This is a genomic window from Treponema sp. (assembly GCF_052169735.1).
In the GTDB taxonomy this organism is placed as follows: Bacteria; Spirochaetota; Spirochaetia; order Treponematales; family Treponemataceae; genus Treponema.
Genome location: NZ_JBQNBW010000029.1, coordinates 1 through 16,150, shown reverse-complemented (window position 1 = coordinate 16,150; position 16,150 = coordinate 1). Strand labels below are relative to the sequence as shown.

The 16,150-nt window shown below is 43.6% G+C and carries 14 protein-coding genes and 1 tRNA gene; 12 read left to right on the top strand and 3 right to left on the bottom strand.

Annotated elements, in window-relative coordinates; all coding sequences use genetic code 11:
- Positions 1-115 precede the first annotated feature (115 nt).
- The 3 genes from ACTTJ8_RS06300 to ACTTJ8_RS06290 are packed head-to-tail and all read left to right on the top strand — an operon-like array spanning position 116 to position 3,609.
- A complete protein-coding gene (locus tag ACTTJ8_RS06300) occupies positions 116-2,257 on the top strand; it encodes a methyl-accepting chemotaxis protein (RefSeq protein WP_442716093.1) in 2,142 nt (713 codons plus the stop codon).
- A complete protein-coding gene (locus ACTTJ8_RS06295) occupies positions 2,254-3,000 on the top strand; it encodes a YkgJ family cysteine cluster protein (RefSeq protein WP_442716094.1) in 747 nt (248 codons plus the stop codon). Before ACTTJ8_RS06300 ends, ACTTJ8_RS06295 begins: the two co-directional genes overlap by 4 nt.
- Positions 3,001-3,018: 18 nt before the next feature.
- The gene (locus ACTTJ8_RS06290; protein WP_442720646.1) at positions 3,019-3,609 is read left to right on the top strand and encodes a shikimate kinase; all 591 of its coding nucleotides are present in this window, start codon (positions 3,019-3,021) and stop codon (positions 3,607-3,609) included.
- Positions 3,610-3,633: 24 nt separating this feature from the next.
- Here the strand turns inward: ACTTJ8_RS06290 and ACTTJ8_RS06285 are convergent, their stop codons facing one another.
- Positions 3,634-5,643, bottom strand: coding sequence for a hypothetical protein (locus ACTTJ8_RS06285; RefSeq protein WP_442716096.1), 2,010 nt, complete (start codon positions 5,641-5,643; stop codon positions 3,634-3,636).
- A 248-nt stretch (positions 5,644-5,891) separates the two neighbouring features.
- On the opposite strand from ACTTJ8_RS06285, the gene ACTTJ8_RS06280 reads away from it, so the two are divergent.
- The 8 genes from ACTTJ8_RS06280 to ACTTJ8_RS06245 all read left to right on the top strand — a co-directional run bounded on the left by ACTTJ8_RS06280 (position 5,892) and on the right by ACTTJ8_RS06245 (position 12,050).
- A tRNA-Arg gene (locus tag ACTTJ8_RS06280) sits at positions 5,892-5,965 on the top strand.
- Positions 5,966-5,983: 18 nt separating this feature from the next.
- The gene (locus ACTTJ8_RS06275) at positions 5,984-6,232 is read left to right on the top strand and encodes a hypothetical protein (RefSeq protein WP_442716097.1); all 249 of its coding nucleotides are present in this window, start codon (positions 5,984-5,986) and stop codon (positions 6,230-6,232) included.
- Between the two features lie 88 nt (positions 6,233-6,320).
- Complete coding sequence (gene rplM / locus ACTTJ8_RS06270; protein ID WP_442716098.1) at positions 6,321-6,749, top strand: 50S ribosomal protein L13; 429 nt, start codon at positions 6,321-6,323, stop codon at positions 6,747-6,749.
- 17 nt (positions 6,750-6,766) lie between these two features.
- A complete protein-coding gene (rpsI, locus tag ACTTJ8_RS06265) occupies positions 6,767-7,156 on the top strand; it encodes a 30S ribosomal protein S9 (protein ID WP_442716099.1) in 390 nt (129 codons plus the stop codon).
- Entirely contained in the window at positions 7,110-7,781 is a 672-nt protein-coding gene (locus ACTTJ8_RS06260; RefSeq protein ID WP_442716100.1) for a regulatory protein RecX, read from the top strand. The genes rpsI and ACTTJ8_RS06260 overlap by 47 nt, the downstream gene beginning before the upstream one ends.
- Positions 7,782-7,788: 7 nt before the next feature.
- Positions 7,789-8,538, top strand: a complete 750-nt coding sequence (locus tag ACTTJ8_RS06255) for a TPM domain-containing protein (protein ID WP_442718322.1) — start codon at positions 7,789-7,791, stop codon at positions 8,536-8,538.
- A gap of 80 nt (positions 8,539-8,618) precedes the next feature.
- A complete protein-coding gene (locus ACTTJ8_RS06250) occupies positions 8,619-10,595 on the top strand; it encodes a hypothetical protein (protein ID WP_442720645.1) in 1,977 nt (658 codons plus the stop codon).
- Between the two features lie 150 nt (positions 10,596-10,745).
- Complete coding sequence (locus ACTTJ8_RS06245; protein WP_442720644.1) at positions 10,746-12,050, top strand: Fic family protein; 1,305 nt, start codon at positions 10,746-10,748, stop codon at positions 12,048-12,050.
- A gap of 141 nt (positions 12,051-12,191) precedes the next feature.
- Here the strand turns inward: ACTTJ8_RS06245 and ACTTJ8_RS06240 are convergent, their stop codons facing one another.
- Both ACTTJ8_RS06240 and ACTTJ8_RS06235 read right to left on the bottom strand, forming a co-directional pair.
- The gene (locus ACTTJ8_RS06240) at positions 12,192-13,472 is read right to left on the bottom strand and encodes a Na+/H+ antiporter NhaC family protein (RefSeq protein WP_442720643.1); all 1,281 of its coding nucleotides are present in this window, start codon (positions 13,470-13,472) and stop codon (positions 12,192-12,194) included.
- An 82-nt stretch (positions 13,473-13,554) separates the two neighbouring features.
- Positions 13,555-14,427 (bottom strand): small ribosomal subunit Rsm22 family protein, encoded by an 873-nt coding sequence (locus ACTTJ8_RS06235; protein ID WP_442720642.1) that lies wholly within the window; start codon positions 14,425-14,427, stop codon positions 13,555-13,557.
- Between ACTTJ8_RS06235 and ACTTJ8_RS06230 the strand changes: the two genes are divergently transcribed.
- A complete protein-coding gene (locus ACTTJ8_RS06230) occupies positions 14,427-15,977 on the top strand; it encodes a hypothetical protein (RefSeq protein WP_442720641.1) in 1,551 nt (516 codons plus the stop codon). The two genes, ACTTJ8_RS06235 and ACTTJ8_RS06230, sit on opposite strands and share 1 nt — an antisense overlap.
- Positions 15,978-16,150 lie beyond the last annotated feature (173 nt).

The following is a 16,150-nucleotide window of genomic DNA, read 5'->3' as shown; positions in this document are numbered from 1 at the left end:
TCGCAAAACAAAAGCATGCTTTTGTGTGCGACTTCTTGAGTTTTTATCAATTATAGTGATAATAGGGTATGAATAGGGATCGTATTGATGTAGTAACAAAATAAGGAGAACTATTATGGACAAAAAAAGACAAGGTCTTTCGCTGAGGACAAAGATTTTGCTCACATGTATTGTATCATTATGTTGTGTAATTGTATTTGCCTGTGCAATTATCGGCTATCAAGTATATCAAATTAATGTTAAACAATATGATCAAACTATTTTACAGCAATTTACTGCAATAGAACAAAATATCCTTCTCTTTGTGCAGAATCATAAAAACATGGTAAGGCTGTTGAGCGACAACCCTACTGTGCAGGCTGCGGATGACACGCTTACCAGCTATGTCAATACATCTCAGGATGTAATTTTAAAAAATGTTACCAAAGGACACCAAGAACAGAACATAATTGCAACATTTAAACGAATCCAAGAAAACTATGCCGATATTGCGGAAGTATTTTTCGGTTCAAAGTCCGGCAGCTTTGTTACTTCATGGGATGATATCATTAGCGCCGGCTTTGATCCTCGCAGCCGAGTATGGTATCAGCAAGCACAGGCTGCGAGCGGCGGTACTATTGTAACGCCTGCCTATATGTCAACTATAGGAACGCCGGGGATATGCTTTTCTCGTCAAGTTCTTTCCCCTGCCGGAGATTTCCTCGGCTGTATAGGAATTGCAGTAAAGCTGCAGCAGCTGACTTCTTTTATCGACTCAATACGGGTAGGAAAAACGGGATATGTGGTTTTGTATCAGGGTGACGGTACTATTTTAGCGGATCCTGTTCATCGGGATATGGTATTTGCAAAGCAGGATGCGGCAGGTAATCAATATTTACAGAAATTTCAGAATATCGGAACAGAGGCGGAGATCATTACTATTGATAATGCAAAGTGGCGCGCTCAAGTATTTTCAGTTGATGAATTAGGCTGGAAAATTGCCATACTTATTGAAAATCACGAAATATTAGAAAGCTTTTACCGTTTAGTCTGGAATATGGTTGCTGTCGGTACTGGGATACTGCTCATATTTTTCTGGATTATTTTTATCCTCTCTAAACGGCTTAAAGGTTATTTGAGAAAACTGCAGCTTATTTTTACAAAACTTGCCACCGGCGATATTACCGGACGGTTTTATATCAAAAAGAATGATGAAATCGGACAGCTGATGATCAATTTCAATACGACTATGGATAAAGTAGCTGGAATGATTACATCGCTGATCCATGAGTCCGGGACGATGCAGCATGTCGGTGATGATCTTTATAACAATATGGCAGAGACAGCCAGTGCAATAAACGAGATAACGGCTAATGTCGAAAGTGTAAAGCGGCAAACCGTCACACAGGCTGGCAGTGTTCAGAAAACCGGTGATGTTGTGAACAATATCATCCGCAAAATACAGCGGCTTGATCGTGAGATAGAAGTACAAGCTAAGTCAGTTGCTCACTCTGCTGCAGCAGTAGAAGAAATGGCTGCCAACATTACTTCTATCACACAAATATTGGAAAAAAACAACGAGCTGATCAAAAAGATGTATGCGATGACTATTGATGGCAAAAAAGGCGCTCGAATGGCAAACTCTATTGTTACACAGATCGCTGAACGTTCAGATTCGTTATTAGAAGCAAGTGTTATTATCCAGAATATCGCCAGCCAAACAAACTTGCTGGCTATGAATGCAGCGATTGAAGCTGCTCATGCAGGAGAAACAGGTAAAGGTTTCGCTGTCGTTGCTGACGAAATAAGAAAACTGGCGGAGGAGTCAAATGAGCAGGGTAAACAAATCGGAGGAGCGCTCAAAGAATCCATTGAAATTATCCGCACGATGATTGTTGCCGGTAATGGTGCTGAGCAAACCTTCGACCAAGTCTACGAACTGGCAAACCAAATCTCCGAGCAGGAAGATTTTATTACCCGGTCTATGCAGGAGCAGCTGACAGCCAATAAAGACGTTCTGGATTCAATTAAAAACATTAACGCGACAACAAATACCGTCAAAGTAAATTCATCGGAGATGTTGTCTAGCAGCAGCGATGTCGCAAGTGAAATGAATACTCTGGATGGTTTAACGCAGGTTATTACCAATAGTATGGATGAAATGTCTGCAGGTGCTGTTCAGATTAATAATGCCATTGTTGAAATCAATAGTCTGGTACAACAGAATAGAGAAAGTATTGAAATTTTAGCAAATAAGGTGAAAGAATTTACCGTATGATAAAAGAAACAGCTAGATTTTCCGGAACAGTGCTCTATGATGTGCTGAAAACGATTGAGCAGCTTTACAGCGATATAGAAACTGACCAGAAAGTCTGGAAAGAGAAGGCTCCTGTAGGTTGTCCTGATGGTTGCGGGAAGTGTTGTATGCATTTTGAGCCTGAGATATATGAGGCAGAAGCGCTCTACCTTGCTGCATGGATGCTCGAAAATCAAAAAGAGCGGGCTGATCATATTGCTGAATTGGGTGAAGCAGCTTTTACCCATAGAGACATCTGCAGCAGAAATGATGAGGGCGGCAGTGATGAATGCTATGAAGACGGCTGCGTCCTTTTTGATCCCAAAACGCCTTATCACTGCACGGTATACGGCGGCAGATGTTTAATTTGCCGCTTGTTCGGATTTTCCGGTGATCACGGGAAAGATGGGTATATCCGTTGGAAGCCGTGCAGACACATGCAGCCGTTGAATAGTGTTGCGGATGCCGCAGCAGAACTATCCGGTATGCAAGCAGTACAGGCTGGGCATCAATATGGGCAGGACGAAATGATGTGTTTATTCGGCGCCGTACCTCCGTTTATGGGAGCCGCTTCGTCAAGGTTGCTAGCATTGAATCCTGACGATACTCATCCACAGCCGTTGCGGACTGCGCTTCCTGCTGCGATTAGAAAGCTCAAAATGCTGCTGCACTTTTTAACTCCGCCAGAGCCGGATTGTCCTTCACCGCATCCGTTGAGTGCCTAGGACTGCGCTCTCTATCCAGTGATTCAACACACTCTTATTTTACTGGGACTCAGTCATGCGGGAAAAACCACTGCGGGAAAGCTGCTTGCCTCATTGCTGGGCTGTCCTTTTTATGACACAGACGCACTGATACAGCAGCAGACAGGATTAACACCGAGGGAATTGTGCACGCAGAGCGGCATACCCGCATTCCACCGTGCAGAAGCAGCCGCACTGAGCAGCTGCTGTGCAGCCGTGCAAAACAGCGCAGCTGATGAAGCCGCAGTAAGCAGTAGAGCCGTGGTGATTGCAGCGGGGGGAGGGCTTTGTGATAACCAAGAAGCGGCAACACTGCTTGCCGGTATTCCGCATCGGATATTTCTCTATGCAGCTGAATCGGTGCTTTTTGAGCGGCTTACCCAAGATGCACAGCGGGTTGGCTGTTATCCGGCATTTTTACAGCTAGTACCTGCTGCACAGTATACAGCTGCGCAGCAGCTCTTTTCACTCTTGTATGCGCGGCGGACAGCTTATTACCGTCAGTGTTGTACCTTCTGTATCGATACCACACACTTAACAGCCGCAGCCGTTGCCCAGTCAATAGCTGCCGAATATAGTAAAGCTGTTTGACAACGAAATGAGTGAACATATTGCTTACTTTCCTTGTATTTGATAGCCGATTTTTACATCAAAATACGGCTTTTGACTTTTCCCTGAGACCTCCAGTTTACCGATATGTACCTTTCCGATACCATCGCGTTTAATGCGGAAAAATACGGAGCCGCCGTATACCGGATTTTGAAGGGCGATCATTCGGTGTGCCCCGCTTCCCGTTTTCCGCACCGACTGAGAAATGTTTCCGTTACAGCCGATAAATATACCTTCTGCCATACAGAATTCCGTAAAAGCAGAAACACGGTATTTTTTTAGCACTAAGGGATTAATCATGCTATCTTGCAGCTCGGTTACTGCTCCTACGCCGGCTTTTTGAAACCATTGCACACCGGAAAACCATGCAGGAGTACTTACACAGAGTACCTCAGTTTTTACGGTATGCAAAGCTTTTCCGTAATCCCAACGGAGCTGCCACCGAATAATCTTATGCTTCAGCTGTAAGGCAGCACCCCCTGTATGCTGATACACTTCCTTCTCTTTCTTAATTGTATATATACCGCCAAGGGAAAAAAGACCGAGCTTCATGTACGGTTGCAGAAAGCCGGTCAGCCGGCTATGCTGTTGTTTGCCGTTCCAGTTGACACTGTGTTCCCCTGTATAGCTCACTCCGGTATGAAGTCCCGCAAGACGGTACCATAGATCACATTCAGCTTGAACACTGCCGGACGCAGCGCTGTTTGCTGCATAACTAAAAAATCCCGCTACATCAGCTGAGATATTGGGATGTGCAAATAACAGCTGCAAACCTGCGAGCGTATGGTATCGCTGTGTTACATCTGCCGTCTCAGTGTTTGACCGGACAGCTTTGCTTTTCTTTGATTCGGACGATACTACTCGTATTACTTCCGGAATAAAAGCGGTAAGCCCCCGTACTGCCAGTTTTATATCGGCTTGCTGTATGTCTGTATGCCAACCGCCCTGTAGACCATAACGCATCCGCTGTCGCTGTGATTCCGGGCTTGCAAAAAAAGCTCCGTTCCAGCTTTCTCCTGACAGTTCAACACCATACTGAACAGTTTTTTTGCCGGTTCCTATGCCGATAAAGCGGTTTCGCGGTACTTTTATTCCGCCATATCCCGTTTTAAGTGTTGAATAATCGGTAAAAAACGCTGCTTTTAGCATACTATCAAAGGTTAAGGATCCTGCTCCCAAAAACAGCGTCGGAATATTCTTTTCGGGATAGACTGCCTGTAATGCAGCAAGCGGATATAAGCCTGCCCCAAACTTGTATGCTGAAAGTTCAAAATACGGCATTGGCATAGGTGATGTGAGCTGCATATAACCGGTATACCCCAATCCACTTATACCGGCAGAAAATTGTGCTCCTTTATGCACGGTATGTAGATAACGGAAAAAATAACGGTTAAGACGCATTGCAGCAGCGGCTGTTTTAGTTCGTTTCTTTTCCCTTGCTTGCGCCTGTACTGATGTTTGTTCCTCCTGTATCTGCTGCCCGGATGATAGAGGGGGTATCTCGTGCTGTACCGGCTGCTGCGTACCCGATTCATCTGCTTTCGATGTATTGAGCCGTGGGGGCTGTTGCTCTTTCAATGAGTCCCGTTGGTCTTCCTGCGGCTTTTCTTTCGATACTTCCTGCTGATTCATCTGTGGCTTTTTTATTTCCTCCTCTTCGATGCTGATATGCTTTGCAGCAGGAGGTTCTTCTTCCAACACTAATGCAGGAGCGGATAGCCATGCATCCTCTCGAGTAGTAGAATAATCCGCACTATTTTCAGAATCATCATCGGTATCATCAGGAGAGTCATCATTGGATTTATCTGTACGCTCATCAGCGAAACTGGAGCTTGCGGTATCGTCCCCATATCCCTCAAACGCAAATGAGTGATCACCTAATATCTCATTAGATAAAATGTTAAACGCAGCGCGCTGATTATGTTCTTGTGCCGGGAGAGCGGCGAAAATAGCGGTACAAATCCAAAAAAGCGTTATGGCACGCTTAGAGCCGGAATAAGATTGTATAAAATTCATACCTCTTATATATATCGCCGCTGAGCTTTTGGCTAAAAATGTTACATTTTTTTGTCAAAAATTGAAAAAAAAGAGGCGGAAAGCGATAATCTCACAAAATCTTTTTTGTTGGGCAATACCGCTTGTAATTTATAGATTTAATATAAAGCGGAAAAAGGTCTTGTAAGAGCGTGTATTTTTTTCTATACTGTAAAGAAGCAAAAAATACTACAGTGTGGCTTAACGTATTTTTATAGCATACCATTTTTGATCCGTTAGCTCAGTTGGATAGAGCGGTTGCCTCCTAAGCAGCAGGTCGCACGTTCGAATCGTGTACGGGTCATAGTTTATAGGGGGTAGTATGTTAGCACTTATAATTGGAATAGCGATGATTTTGTTTACTGTGTTTGCGGCTCTTCCGCCGGAGGCATTTGGTTTCGGTTTGGGCTGGGGGAAGGATATTCTTCTTTTCTTACGAGGCAGTATCCCTGTTTTTGCTGCTTTTATAGGCTTAATATCGATTTTTATCGGTATCGCTGATATAAAAGACAAGCAAGATGCTAAAAAAGAAGAAGCTGCTATGAAATCGGGAGAAAATAAAAGCGAATAAGAGCTGAACACATTGACGGTTCAGTCTTTTTTTGATAAAGTAGCATACCCACATTATCTGCAAAAAAACTATATAAGGTATACGAACGATGAAAACAATTTTTTATAAAGAGCGCGAAATACCGCATAACTGGTATGTAATTGACGCTGCAGGAAAGCCGCTCGGTCGGGTGGCTGCAAAGGTTGCTGCAATGGCACGGGGAAAGCACAAGGTAACGTATGCGCCGCATCAAGAAGCAGGTGACTATATTATTGTTATCAATGCTGATAAAATCGCGGTAAGCGGGAACAAGGCGAAAGATAAGATGTATTATCATCACACAGGGTTTCCGGGCGGCTTAAAATCTGTTAACTTTAATACTCTTATTGGAAAAAAGCCCACAGATCCTCTCTTCTTTGCCGTACGAGGCATGTTGCCGAAAGGACCGCTTGGTCGGAAACTGCTGAAAAACGTAAAAATTTACGCCGGTAATGAGCATCCTCACGCAGCACAGAATCCTGTTGCAGTTGCGTTATAATTTTAGGAGAAATGGTTGTGAAAAATATTGGAATAGGAACAGGACGGAGAAAGACCTCTGTTGCGCGGGTCTATATCCGTGAAGGAAAAGGTTCGGTAACAGTTAATAACAAAAATATGGATGATTATTTTGCAACCCCTGAACAGGTGCAAATGGCAAAGCGCCCGCTTTTTGTTACAGCGAGTGATACACGCTATGATGTTATTATTACCGTATACGGCGGCGGCTTAAATGGACAGGCAGGAGCATGTTCACATGGCATTGCCCGTGCACTTGCACAGGTTGATGCTTCTAACCATAGCTCGCTCAAGGCAAACGGGTTATTGACCCGCGATTCAAGAATGGTTGAACGCAAAAAGTATGGTCAACGCGGTGCCCGCAGACGCTTCCAGTTCAGCAAGCGTTAACATTGCTGTTACTGCCATAGAACACACATCTTCAGAAACGATCAAGTTTATCTTATCTGGAGATGTATCTATTGTAACAAGACCCTGTTATTGCCGTGAGCTGTTTGCAATAACAGGAGTTCCCTATTTTCTTACAGAAAATGAAACAGGGGTTCTCTATTGTGCAGCGCGATGTTTTTTAGCTGAAAAACAGGCTGCTCTCTACTTAAATCGTGCGGAACATTCCTATTATCAACTCACTCTCAAATTAACAAAAAAGGGCTATACTGCTCAAGAATATGTACCAGCCTTAGACTATTTGGTGCATACCGGTGTTTTGGATGATGCCCGCTTTGCAGGCGCATGGCTTTATACCCGGCACTTGTCTAAAAGTGAAGGATATGCGCGGCTTTTTGCTGAACTACGGAAACGCGGTGTTGCCGCTGTAACCGCAAAAGCTGCACTTGCCGATTTTTTATCGGAAACAGATGAAAGTATGCTCTGTCAAGAAGCGTTGGAAAAATTACTCCGAAAGGGATATCAAGGAGATAAACTGTTTCGTGCATTGCAGCGCAAGGGGTTTCCGTTTAGTATGATAAAGCATTGTATCGCCCGGTTGTGCGGGGTACAAGCAGATTGTTCATGAGGGATATATGAAGCGGCATCATCGAAAGATTCAACTTTTTCTGGGACTTACTCTTTTTTTGCTATCGGCAGCCTTTGCTTTGGATGTACCTCCGTTACAAGCTCCTGTTACTGACCGTGCGAATCTCTTTTCTAAAAGTGAACTGCAGGAACTCAATACGTATTTGTATGCAATCCACGAAAAGAGCGATGTTCAAGTTGCGGTATTAACAGTACCTTCCTTAGAGGGAGACTCTATTGAAGATTATTCAATACGAGTTGCAGAAGCATGGCAGATCGGTAAAAAAGGGAAAGATAGCGGTGTCATTGTGGTGATTGCAGCAGCAGAGCGGAAAGTACGGATTGAGGTCGGCTACGGGCTTGAAGACACGCTGACCGATGCTAAAACAAATAAGATCATCAGATCAGTGATAGTGCCTGCATTTGAAAAACATGAATACGGACGCGGTACGTTGCAGGCTGTTAAAAGTATTGCTGCTGTAGTTTTACATGATGAAAATATCGCCGGTAGTTCCAAAGATGAAGGAGCGGAGGACGATAATCCGTTACCCATTCTTATCGTTCTGATACTGGTGTTTCTATTTGGTTCCCGTTTTATGCCGGGAGGCTGGTTCTGGCCGTTATTCTTGCTGTCTTCCACTCGCCGCGGCGGATTTTCCGGAAGTTTTGGAGGCAGTTCCGGCGGATCGGGTAGGGGAGGCGGCTTTTCCGGCGGCGGCGGTAAGTTCGGGGGCGGAGGTTCCTCCGGCTCCTGGTAGCAGCACTGATAGAGCATAAAAGCCTCCTTTTTGTGCGTTCCCATTGCATTTATTAACTCCTTTGGTTAGACTCATAGCTTATGAAACATATTTTCGGTAGAATGGTTGGATATACGCTCTTTTATTGCGGCATTATTTTTGGGATTTTTATCCTACAGTTTACAAAAGGTCAAACTTTTTCAGTTGGTTTTGGAGCGATGACTGTTACCGGTAGGGAAGAGCGTAAGGAAAGCGGTACGGCAGTTCCGCTTCTCCCCTTGCATATTGTTTCAAATGGCTTAGATATTTATATTAGCGAACAAAATCCTGTGTATGCAGCTGACACAGAAAACAAGATGATCCCGCTGCAGGTGCTGGCATATCAGCGGCAAGCAGCAAATGGGCTGTTTGCCGTGGAATGTTCAGATGGGGTTGTCCTTTCGTTTTTTTCTGATGGACGGGGAGAAGTAGAGACTTTGAAGATAGAAGCCTCTTTCCCTGCAAATATTACAAAAGTTGTGCTGCCGTGGCGTATCACTCAAAATGCCGGTATTGAACGCACGGATAATAGGATATTTGTGCGTTCCGGTAAAAGACAGTATTCGTTTATCGGCAGCTTTGGGTTTAATACCGAAGAAGCTGCGGCTCAGTCTGATATTCCGCATTTAGTACTGTCGAAGACTCAGCCCGCTGCTTATTACAAAACTTATTTACCCTTGGAAGAACTGGATATCAATACGATCCCTTCGATGGCGCAGGCATCAGCAGAGGCATATACTGCGGCGTTACATACGTTTGCCGCAGCGGTAATCAACACCGAATCGCAGGCTCTCTCTGCAAAAAAAATCACAGAAGCAGGACTGATTGCATATCTTGCCGAAATGGGACAGCAAGGTAATTTTGCAGAAGGTCTGGAAAAGGCTCCTGCGCAAACCTTAGCACGGACTCAACGTTCCTATATATCGAATCCATTCTATGGGAACATACAAGGAACGCATACAGGATTAACTGCTGATGAGGCAAAAAAACGCGAGTTGTATGCTGCACTGATCACAGCACAAAATAACAAGCTGTTTGAACAAGAAGCCTTGATCCCATTTTTAGCAGACCGCGGTTCCCAACGTTTAGTGGATGGATTATTTCAGTTTATAGAAAAACTGGATGTAAAAAGTCTAAATGCACGTCAAGCTGCCGGACTTTTATCAATATGGCTTGACTGTACGCATTATTATCCTAATAAGAAGCTGCTTTTTGAAGAGCTGTTGCCGCTGTGTGAGGAAAAAATAACCGAATCTCTTTTGCTGATAGATGAAGGTCTTTATATCAGCAATGATGAAACCTATATCGACACTGTTGCCGGCTTTGCTTCTGCACAAATTTTACTTCGGTACGGCTCTGTGCAATCTGCAGTTTGGGAGTCTGTGGGACGAATGCTCATAACCTCATTACTGCGGTATGCAGGAGATGCTGCCGGACTGCCGGTTGGTTTCAATGTTACCGGCAGTAAAACTACGCAGCTTGGATTAATCGCTGACGACAGTAGTGTGCTTGATGCCGGAGCGCTTTATCCCCTTGTGATGCCTCATAATAGCTGGTATCCTCATGCACAGTCTCTTGCACTGCAAGCAGAACCCGGCATTTGGGCATGGACTTGTGCGCAAAAGTTTGAAGTCTTGGAAAATACGGCAAAAACCTTGCTGCTGCGCATCCGTTTTCAGGAAGGGCAGTCTCATTATCTGACACTACATGGTATCAGACCTTTTTATCGGATAGAACTCTACGGCATTCCTTTTAGAAGTGATGCCCGTTTTGAAATGTATAAGTCTTCCGGCTATGCGTATAATGCGAATAGTAAAATTTTATACTTAAAAATGCGGCATAAGAGCGAATACGAAACGATTCGATTATCCTTTGGCACATCGCCCCAGCAAAAAAACGGTCAGCAGCCTCAACCGGCTGTATCTAGTACCGATTCTGATACTGTTTCAAGTTCTGTCTCAGGATCAGCATCTCCGCAAACAGAGTCTTCGGCATCTCCTCAAGCGGCGGCCGTTTTACCGGTGCAAGATTCATCCTGAGATAATGCATCGGGGGCACTACCTGCAACAGATGAAAGTGCCGAATCCCGGTAAGGCGAACACAGCAGCCAATCTTCTTTAATCTTCTTGATAATTAAAAATCAAGAAGAAAATGTTGCATTTTTTTTGTTTGTAGTGTATGATGCTGATATGCTAGAACCCCCTCCAACTGGAAGTGAACAGGATAAAGCTGAAGCGTTGTTGATTGCCTTTAGTCAGCAAGTACAGCAACTGAATACTGACTACCCATATTGGGACAAGGTAAAACGCTTGAATGCTGACTCTATTTCTCCTACGCAATTATGGTTTGCGCTAAAATGGCTGCGCCAATCTGGGCGAACATTGCTGAAATTCGGCAAGTATACGTTCAGTTATACCATCAATGACGAAATTCTAGAATCGCTGCATCATTTTGATATGAATATCGGCGGTTCCCTTACTCATTCTCTTATCATCCCCACTGAAAATAAAAATACCTATCTTATTTCTTCCATTATGGAGGAAGCGATTGCTTCAAGCCAGATGGAAGGAGCTGCTACTACCAGAAAAGTAGCAAAGGATATGCTGCGTAAGAAAGAAAAGCCGCGGGATAAGAGCCAACAGATGATTTTGAATAATTACCGTACTATCCAGTATATCAAAGAACATGCCGAAGACTGTTTTTCTATCGAAAAGCTGAAAGAAATACATCGCTTAATGACAGAAAACACCTTGGATAACGAGCAAGAATCCGGCGCATTCCGAAATCATAATGATATTATTATTATGGACAATATTACCGGTGATGTTGCCCATGTTCCACCCGACTATAATACTTTGGAAGAATTGCTTGCTGATGTGGAACTATTTTTTAATAGAAATAGTTCTCTTTTTATTCATCCTATAATTAAGGCGATTATTATTCATTTCATCGTGTCATACATACACCCCTTTATCGACGGAAATGGAAGGACGGCACGTGCGCTGTTTTATTGGTCTATGGTGCAGCACGGATATTGGCTGATTGAGTATATATCAATCTCGCGCAGTATCTATAAAACAAAAAAGATGTATGAACGGGCTTTTTTATATACTGAATATGATGAAAATGATTTAACCTATTTTATTTTGTATCATTTACGGACGATGAAGAAGGCTTTTGAAGAACTAAAGGTGTATTTAAAGCGGAAAACAGAAGAAAATAAAAGCATTTCGCTGTTGACAACGATTAAAGGGATAAATGCCCGGCAGGCACAAATTATCCAGATGGTAAAAGAAAAGGCTAATATCATGTTTACCGTTAGTGAAATCGAAAACCGCTTCGGTATATCTAATTTTACTGCAAGAAGTGACTTAGAGGGTTTAGTGAAAATCGATTTATTATCTGTTATTCAGCTTAATAAAGTGAAAAAAAGTTATGTAAAATCCCAAGCGTTTGATAGTTTGATCGCACAAAAAACAAAAACTGTTGAATGATAGTTACCGGGGGTAAAGAGTTTGTCAGAAGTGATATTGCGGATGTGCCAAAATTCTCCATCAAACAATATACAAAGGCAGTATTGTCTGATGAACGCGCTATGTAAGCAGCTGAAAAGAAGTCTTCATTAAAATGCACTCTCACCGTTTGCGCATATTCCAAAGCGGAATTAAATAGAGATAACATGCCGCTGCAATCGCTGCGGTGGGTGCGCCAATCGAGGTAAGCGGTACGGTAACAGCAATCGACCACGGCATCAGCGGAGCGATTACGACAGCGGTGTTTTCCAGATGAGATGCAAAAAGGTCATTATCGTCCATAAGTCCATCGCAAAGCTGATGGGTAAGCATAATAGCTAATGACTGGTTGCAGGCAATCGCCGATGCAAAAATCGATGCAACTAAAATCCCTCCGAAAACGGTAATGCGGGCGCTGAGTTGCCGTATGCTGTTCTTTATCCCATCCAAGAAACCGGTGCCTTTAAACATACCTGAATAGCACGATGAAATACAGATAATAGCAGAAACCCGCACCATCGACAGGATTCCTCCTCCGGACATCAGCGCTGTGAGTTCCGCATTATCCGGCTTAAAACCGAAAAACAGAATACGGATAAGCTGTGCAGCAGGAATATGCTGAAGAAAAAATGCACACGCAAGCCCGATCATACTGCTTGTTGCCATTGTTATTCTGACATTGATTTTTAAAAAAGAGAATACCAGAATAACCGCAGCAGGAATCACCGTGAATATGGAAAGATTATAGTAATCTGCAAAAATGCGAAAGCTCATCGGACTTCCGTCGCCGAGCGGTATCAGCAGTCCGATCACGGTATATACCGCTGCTGTGATAAAAAAAGGGACTGCTGCAGTTTTGAGCATTGTTTTTATGTTGGTAAAAACATTGGTTTTTGTTAATTCAGCGATGAGATGAGCGCCGGAAGACATTGGGGAACAGCGGTCGCCGAAAAAAATACCGGACAAGATAGCACCGCCGGCATATACGGGCGAAATGTGCATACTTGCTGTTAGTGTCATACAGATAACGCCGATGGTCGCCGCACTGCCGAACGCAGTCCCCATTAAGAACGACACCAAACTGCATAGCAAAAAAGTGAGCAAGAGCATTGCACGAGGAGCTGAAACAAGTGAAGCATAGTAGACAATAAAGGCGATTGTACCGGAGGCTCGCCATACCGCTGTAATCACCCCAATCAGCACAAAAATAATGAGGATATTTTTGACCGTCAAGATGCCTTGCAGGGAAAATTGCAGCATGTCTTTCCATGTTTTCCCCTTTATAAGTCCATACCCAAAAAAAATACCGTAAGCAAAGATCAGGGCGTATAAAATAGAAATATTCAGAATCACACAGAGAATTAAACTGGCAGAAAACAGCATCAGAATAAATAATTCAAGCATTACCTCATCCTTGTACTTGATATTATAACACAGCTTGGAAATAATTCGTAAATGGAATGCTAATTATAATTAATGACTATAGCTAATCTGGAGTAGCAACAGGTATTTTTCCTGCTCTATCCTGTATCTGTCTATTGGGAATGCAGCATGTTTTACCATGCGGACAAGGACTTTCAATGGCAAAGCCTTCCTTCAAAAAACAATCTCGGAGCAAGCTTAGAAATGCTCCGGCAAGCGGGATACCTGGCTCGATTAACAAGACGGCTCCCTGCGGTTTTAAATAACGCATAATAAGCTGCCGGGTTTTATCTGCTTGTTCTTCAAGTGCAAGCGGGCTATTCCAAAATATTTCATTGAACATATTGGCTTCAGTAACCAGTGCAACTTTTTCTGTTAGCGCTGTGCCGAATGCGCCGCAAATTTTTTTAATCCGCCATGGAGACTCCGTTGTACCTGCGTTTTTTCCGGTGTACGCGCACAATGTTAAAAAGAGTTCTTCACCAAAGTTGAGCGCCCGATGTGAAATATCAACACAATACCACGAAAGTTGCTTGCGGCGTAGCTCCGGTTTTGCAATCCAGAGTGCACATACAAACGTTAATGGGCCGGATCCAAAATCAGCAGCATGGTCGCCGTTTTCAAGCAGAATATCAATATTTTGTAATAGCTTTACCAGGCGTATTAAGTTCCACCATACATAGTAATGTGTGTATGCAGAAAGTTTGACAGGATTATTCAGATACTGGGTTTTCCGGGAACTGCGCTCATCGGTTAATTCATGAAAGAGCTTATGTACATGCTGCGGTGCAGCTGGTTTTTCATGGGGAATAGTTTTTTCTTTGTGCTTCTGCTCTAAAGCGCTGGAATTGTGCAGCGGTGTATGAACGTTGTCTGTATTGCGTTGTTGTGCAGGTTTTTTGATAAATTTTTCGTAAAAGGGTGTATGGCTACTCATTGTCTGGTTATTATACGAAAAAGGGCTGGCTTTTGCAAATCGGTAACTGGGATTCAGGGTATCAGGAGGATTGTGTTCAAGTTGGCGTACTGTATGTGAGAATGTATTATTTCCTGCACGAATCAATGGGCTTTGCATTGCCGAATTGTCAAAAGGATAGTATAGTGCTGCGTAAGGAGAAGCCGGATATGCTATTTCAATGGCTCAAGCGTATTAAACATATCTTTCAGCAGCGTGCTACACCGCACCAAGTTCCTGCATCACGGCATACACGGGTGAAACAGGGATTACAACAATCCTCGCAGTCTATGCAGCCAAATGCTGTTTTACCAGGACAATCCCGGCGGCGGGCAAAACCGCATAAGCCTCAAACGCAACCGGTCAGTATGCAGCCGCTTGATGAAATTCAGATGATCTGTGTTGACGAAACGAATCACAATAAATTCTATAATATGATCAATAGAGGAAATGGTACGTTTAGAGCAGAGTGGGGGCGTGTGGGTGCAAGCGCGCAGTCAAAAGAATATCCGATAGAACAGTGGGATGCAAAAATGCAGTCAAAACTGAAAAAAGGCTATGCCATACTACAAAAATCGGGGGATTCAATGCAGAAAAAAAACGATATACATATTGATGATCCAGATGTTTATAGCCTTATTGATTTTTTGCTAAAAACTGCCAAAAAGCAGATTAGTGCGTCATATCAGGTGGGGGTCGGAGATATATCACGGGAACAGGTGAGTACTGCGCAGGCGCTGGTTGATAAAGCGTATATAACACTTAAAAGCGGTGAGCATACACAAAGTTCACTGAATGCCTTGCTGAAAGAATTATATACAGTGATTCCGCGCCGAATGAGTGATACTCGCAAGTATTTTCTGCAGGAGACATATGAAGAATCGTTTGTCACTGAATTGTTACAAAACGAACAGAGCCTATTGGAAATGCTTGAGACACAAATCAAAATTGAGCCGGAAACAATTACGCTGGAATCGCTTGGGATTGCTATTGAACCGGCGAGTAAAGACGACCGGAAGTTGATTGCAAAAAAGACCGATTTTAAAGTGAAATCTCAGCGGATATTCAAAGTAAGCAATCGAAAAACGGAAGCTGCATTCCTGCAAGGCGGCGATACCAAGTTGCTCTATCACGGCACCAGAAATTGTAATTGGCTTGCTGTGTTGCAGCAGGGCTTAAAAATACGCCCTAAGGGAGTGCAGACTACCGGTTCTATGTTCGGCGATGCCATTTATTTTGCTAATAAGGCTCGGAAATCCATCGGCTACACCAGCCTCAAGGGATCGTATTGGGCAGGAGGTTCAGAATCCGTAGGGTATCTGGCTGTGTTTGAAGTCAACACCGGACGGGAATGGAACCTCCTCAAGAACCGTCAGCATGAAGGTTGGATGACAAGGCTTACTCAACAGCAGGTGAGTCAAGAAGGATACGACACTGTTTTCGCACAAGGCGGTGCTGATTTACGGAATGATGAGTACATCATATATGATTCAAGCCGCTGTACTATCCGCTACCTTATTGAGCTGGGCTAAAGCGTTCAGATATTACATAGCGCTTATATCCAGCCGGTCAAAGCCGTCCAACAAGGTGCGGGCGATAGCTTTTAGTTTTACAAGACCGCCTTGTTCACTCGACCTATTCGATAACTGTGTTTTCGAATAGGTCGACGAGTTCTAAATCGCACAAATAGTACGATTTAGAACAT

What these genes read in the sequence shown, in the direction of transcription:
- ACTTJ8_RS06260 (WP_442716100.1), top strand. Translation starts at nt 7,110, where the DNA reads ATGGTCAACGCGGTGCCCGCAGACGCTTCCAGTTCAGCAAGCGTTAAC.
- ACTTJ8_RS06275 (WP_442716097.1), top strand. Translation starts at nt 5,984, where the DNA reads ATGTTAGCACTTATAATTGGAATAGCGATGATTTTGTTTACTGTGTTT.
- ACTTJ8_RS06245 (WP_442720644.1), top strand. Translation starts at nt 10,746, where the DNA reads ATGCTAGAACCCCCTCCAACTGGAAGTGAACAGGATAAAGCTGAAGCG.
- ACTTJ8_RS06250 (WP_442720645.1), top strand. Translation starts at nt 8,619, where the DNA reads ATGAAACATATTTTCGGTAGAATGGTTGGATATACGCTCTTTTATTGC.
- ACTTJ8_RS06240 (WP_442720643.1), bottom strand. Translation starts at nt 13,472, where the DNA reads ATGCTTGAATTATTTATTCTGATGCTGTTTTCTGCCAGTTTAATTCTC.
- ACTTJ8_RS06300 (WP_442716093.1), top strand. Translation starts at nt 116, where the DNA reads ATGGACAAAAAAAGACAAGGTCTTTCGCTGAGGACAAAGATTTTGCTC.
- rplM (WP_442716098.1), top strand. Translation starts at nt 6,321, where the DNA reads ATGAAAACAATTTTTTATAAAGAGCGCGAAATACCGCATAACTGGTAT.
- ACTTJ8_RS06255 (WP_442718322.1), top strand. Translation starts at nt 7,789, where the DNA reads ATGAAGCGGCATCATCGAAAGATTCAACTTTTTCTGGGACTTACTCTT.
- ACTTJ8_RS06295 (WP_442716094.1), top strand. Translation starts at nt 2,254, where the DNA reads ATGATAAAAGAAACAGCTAGATTTTCCGGAACAGTGCTCTATGATGTG.
- ACTTJ8_RS06285 (WP_442716096.1), bottom strand. Translation starts at nt 5,643, where the DNA reads ATGAATTTTATACAATCTTATTCCGGCTCTAAGCGTGCCATAACGCTT.
- ACTTJ8_RS06235 (WP_442720642.1), bottom strand. Translation starts at nt 14,427, where the DNA reads ATGAGTAGCCATACACCCTTTTACGAAAAATTTATCAAAAAACCTGCA.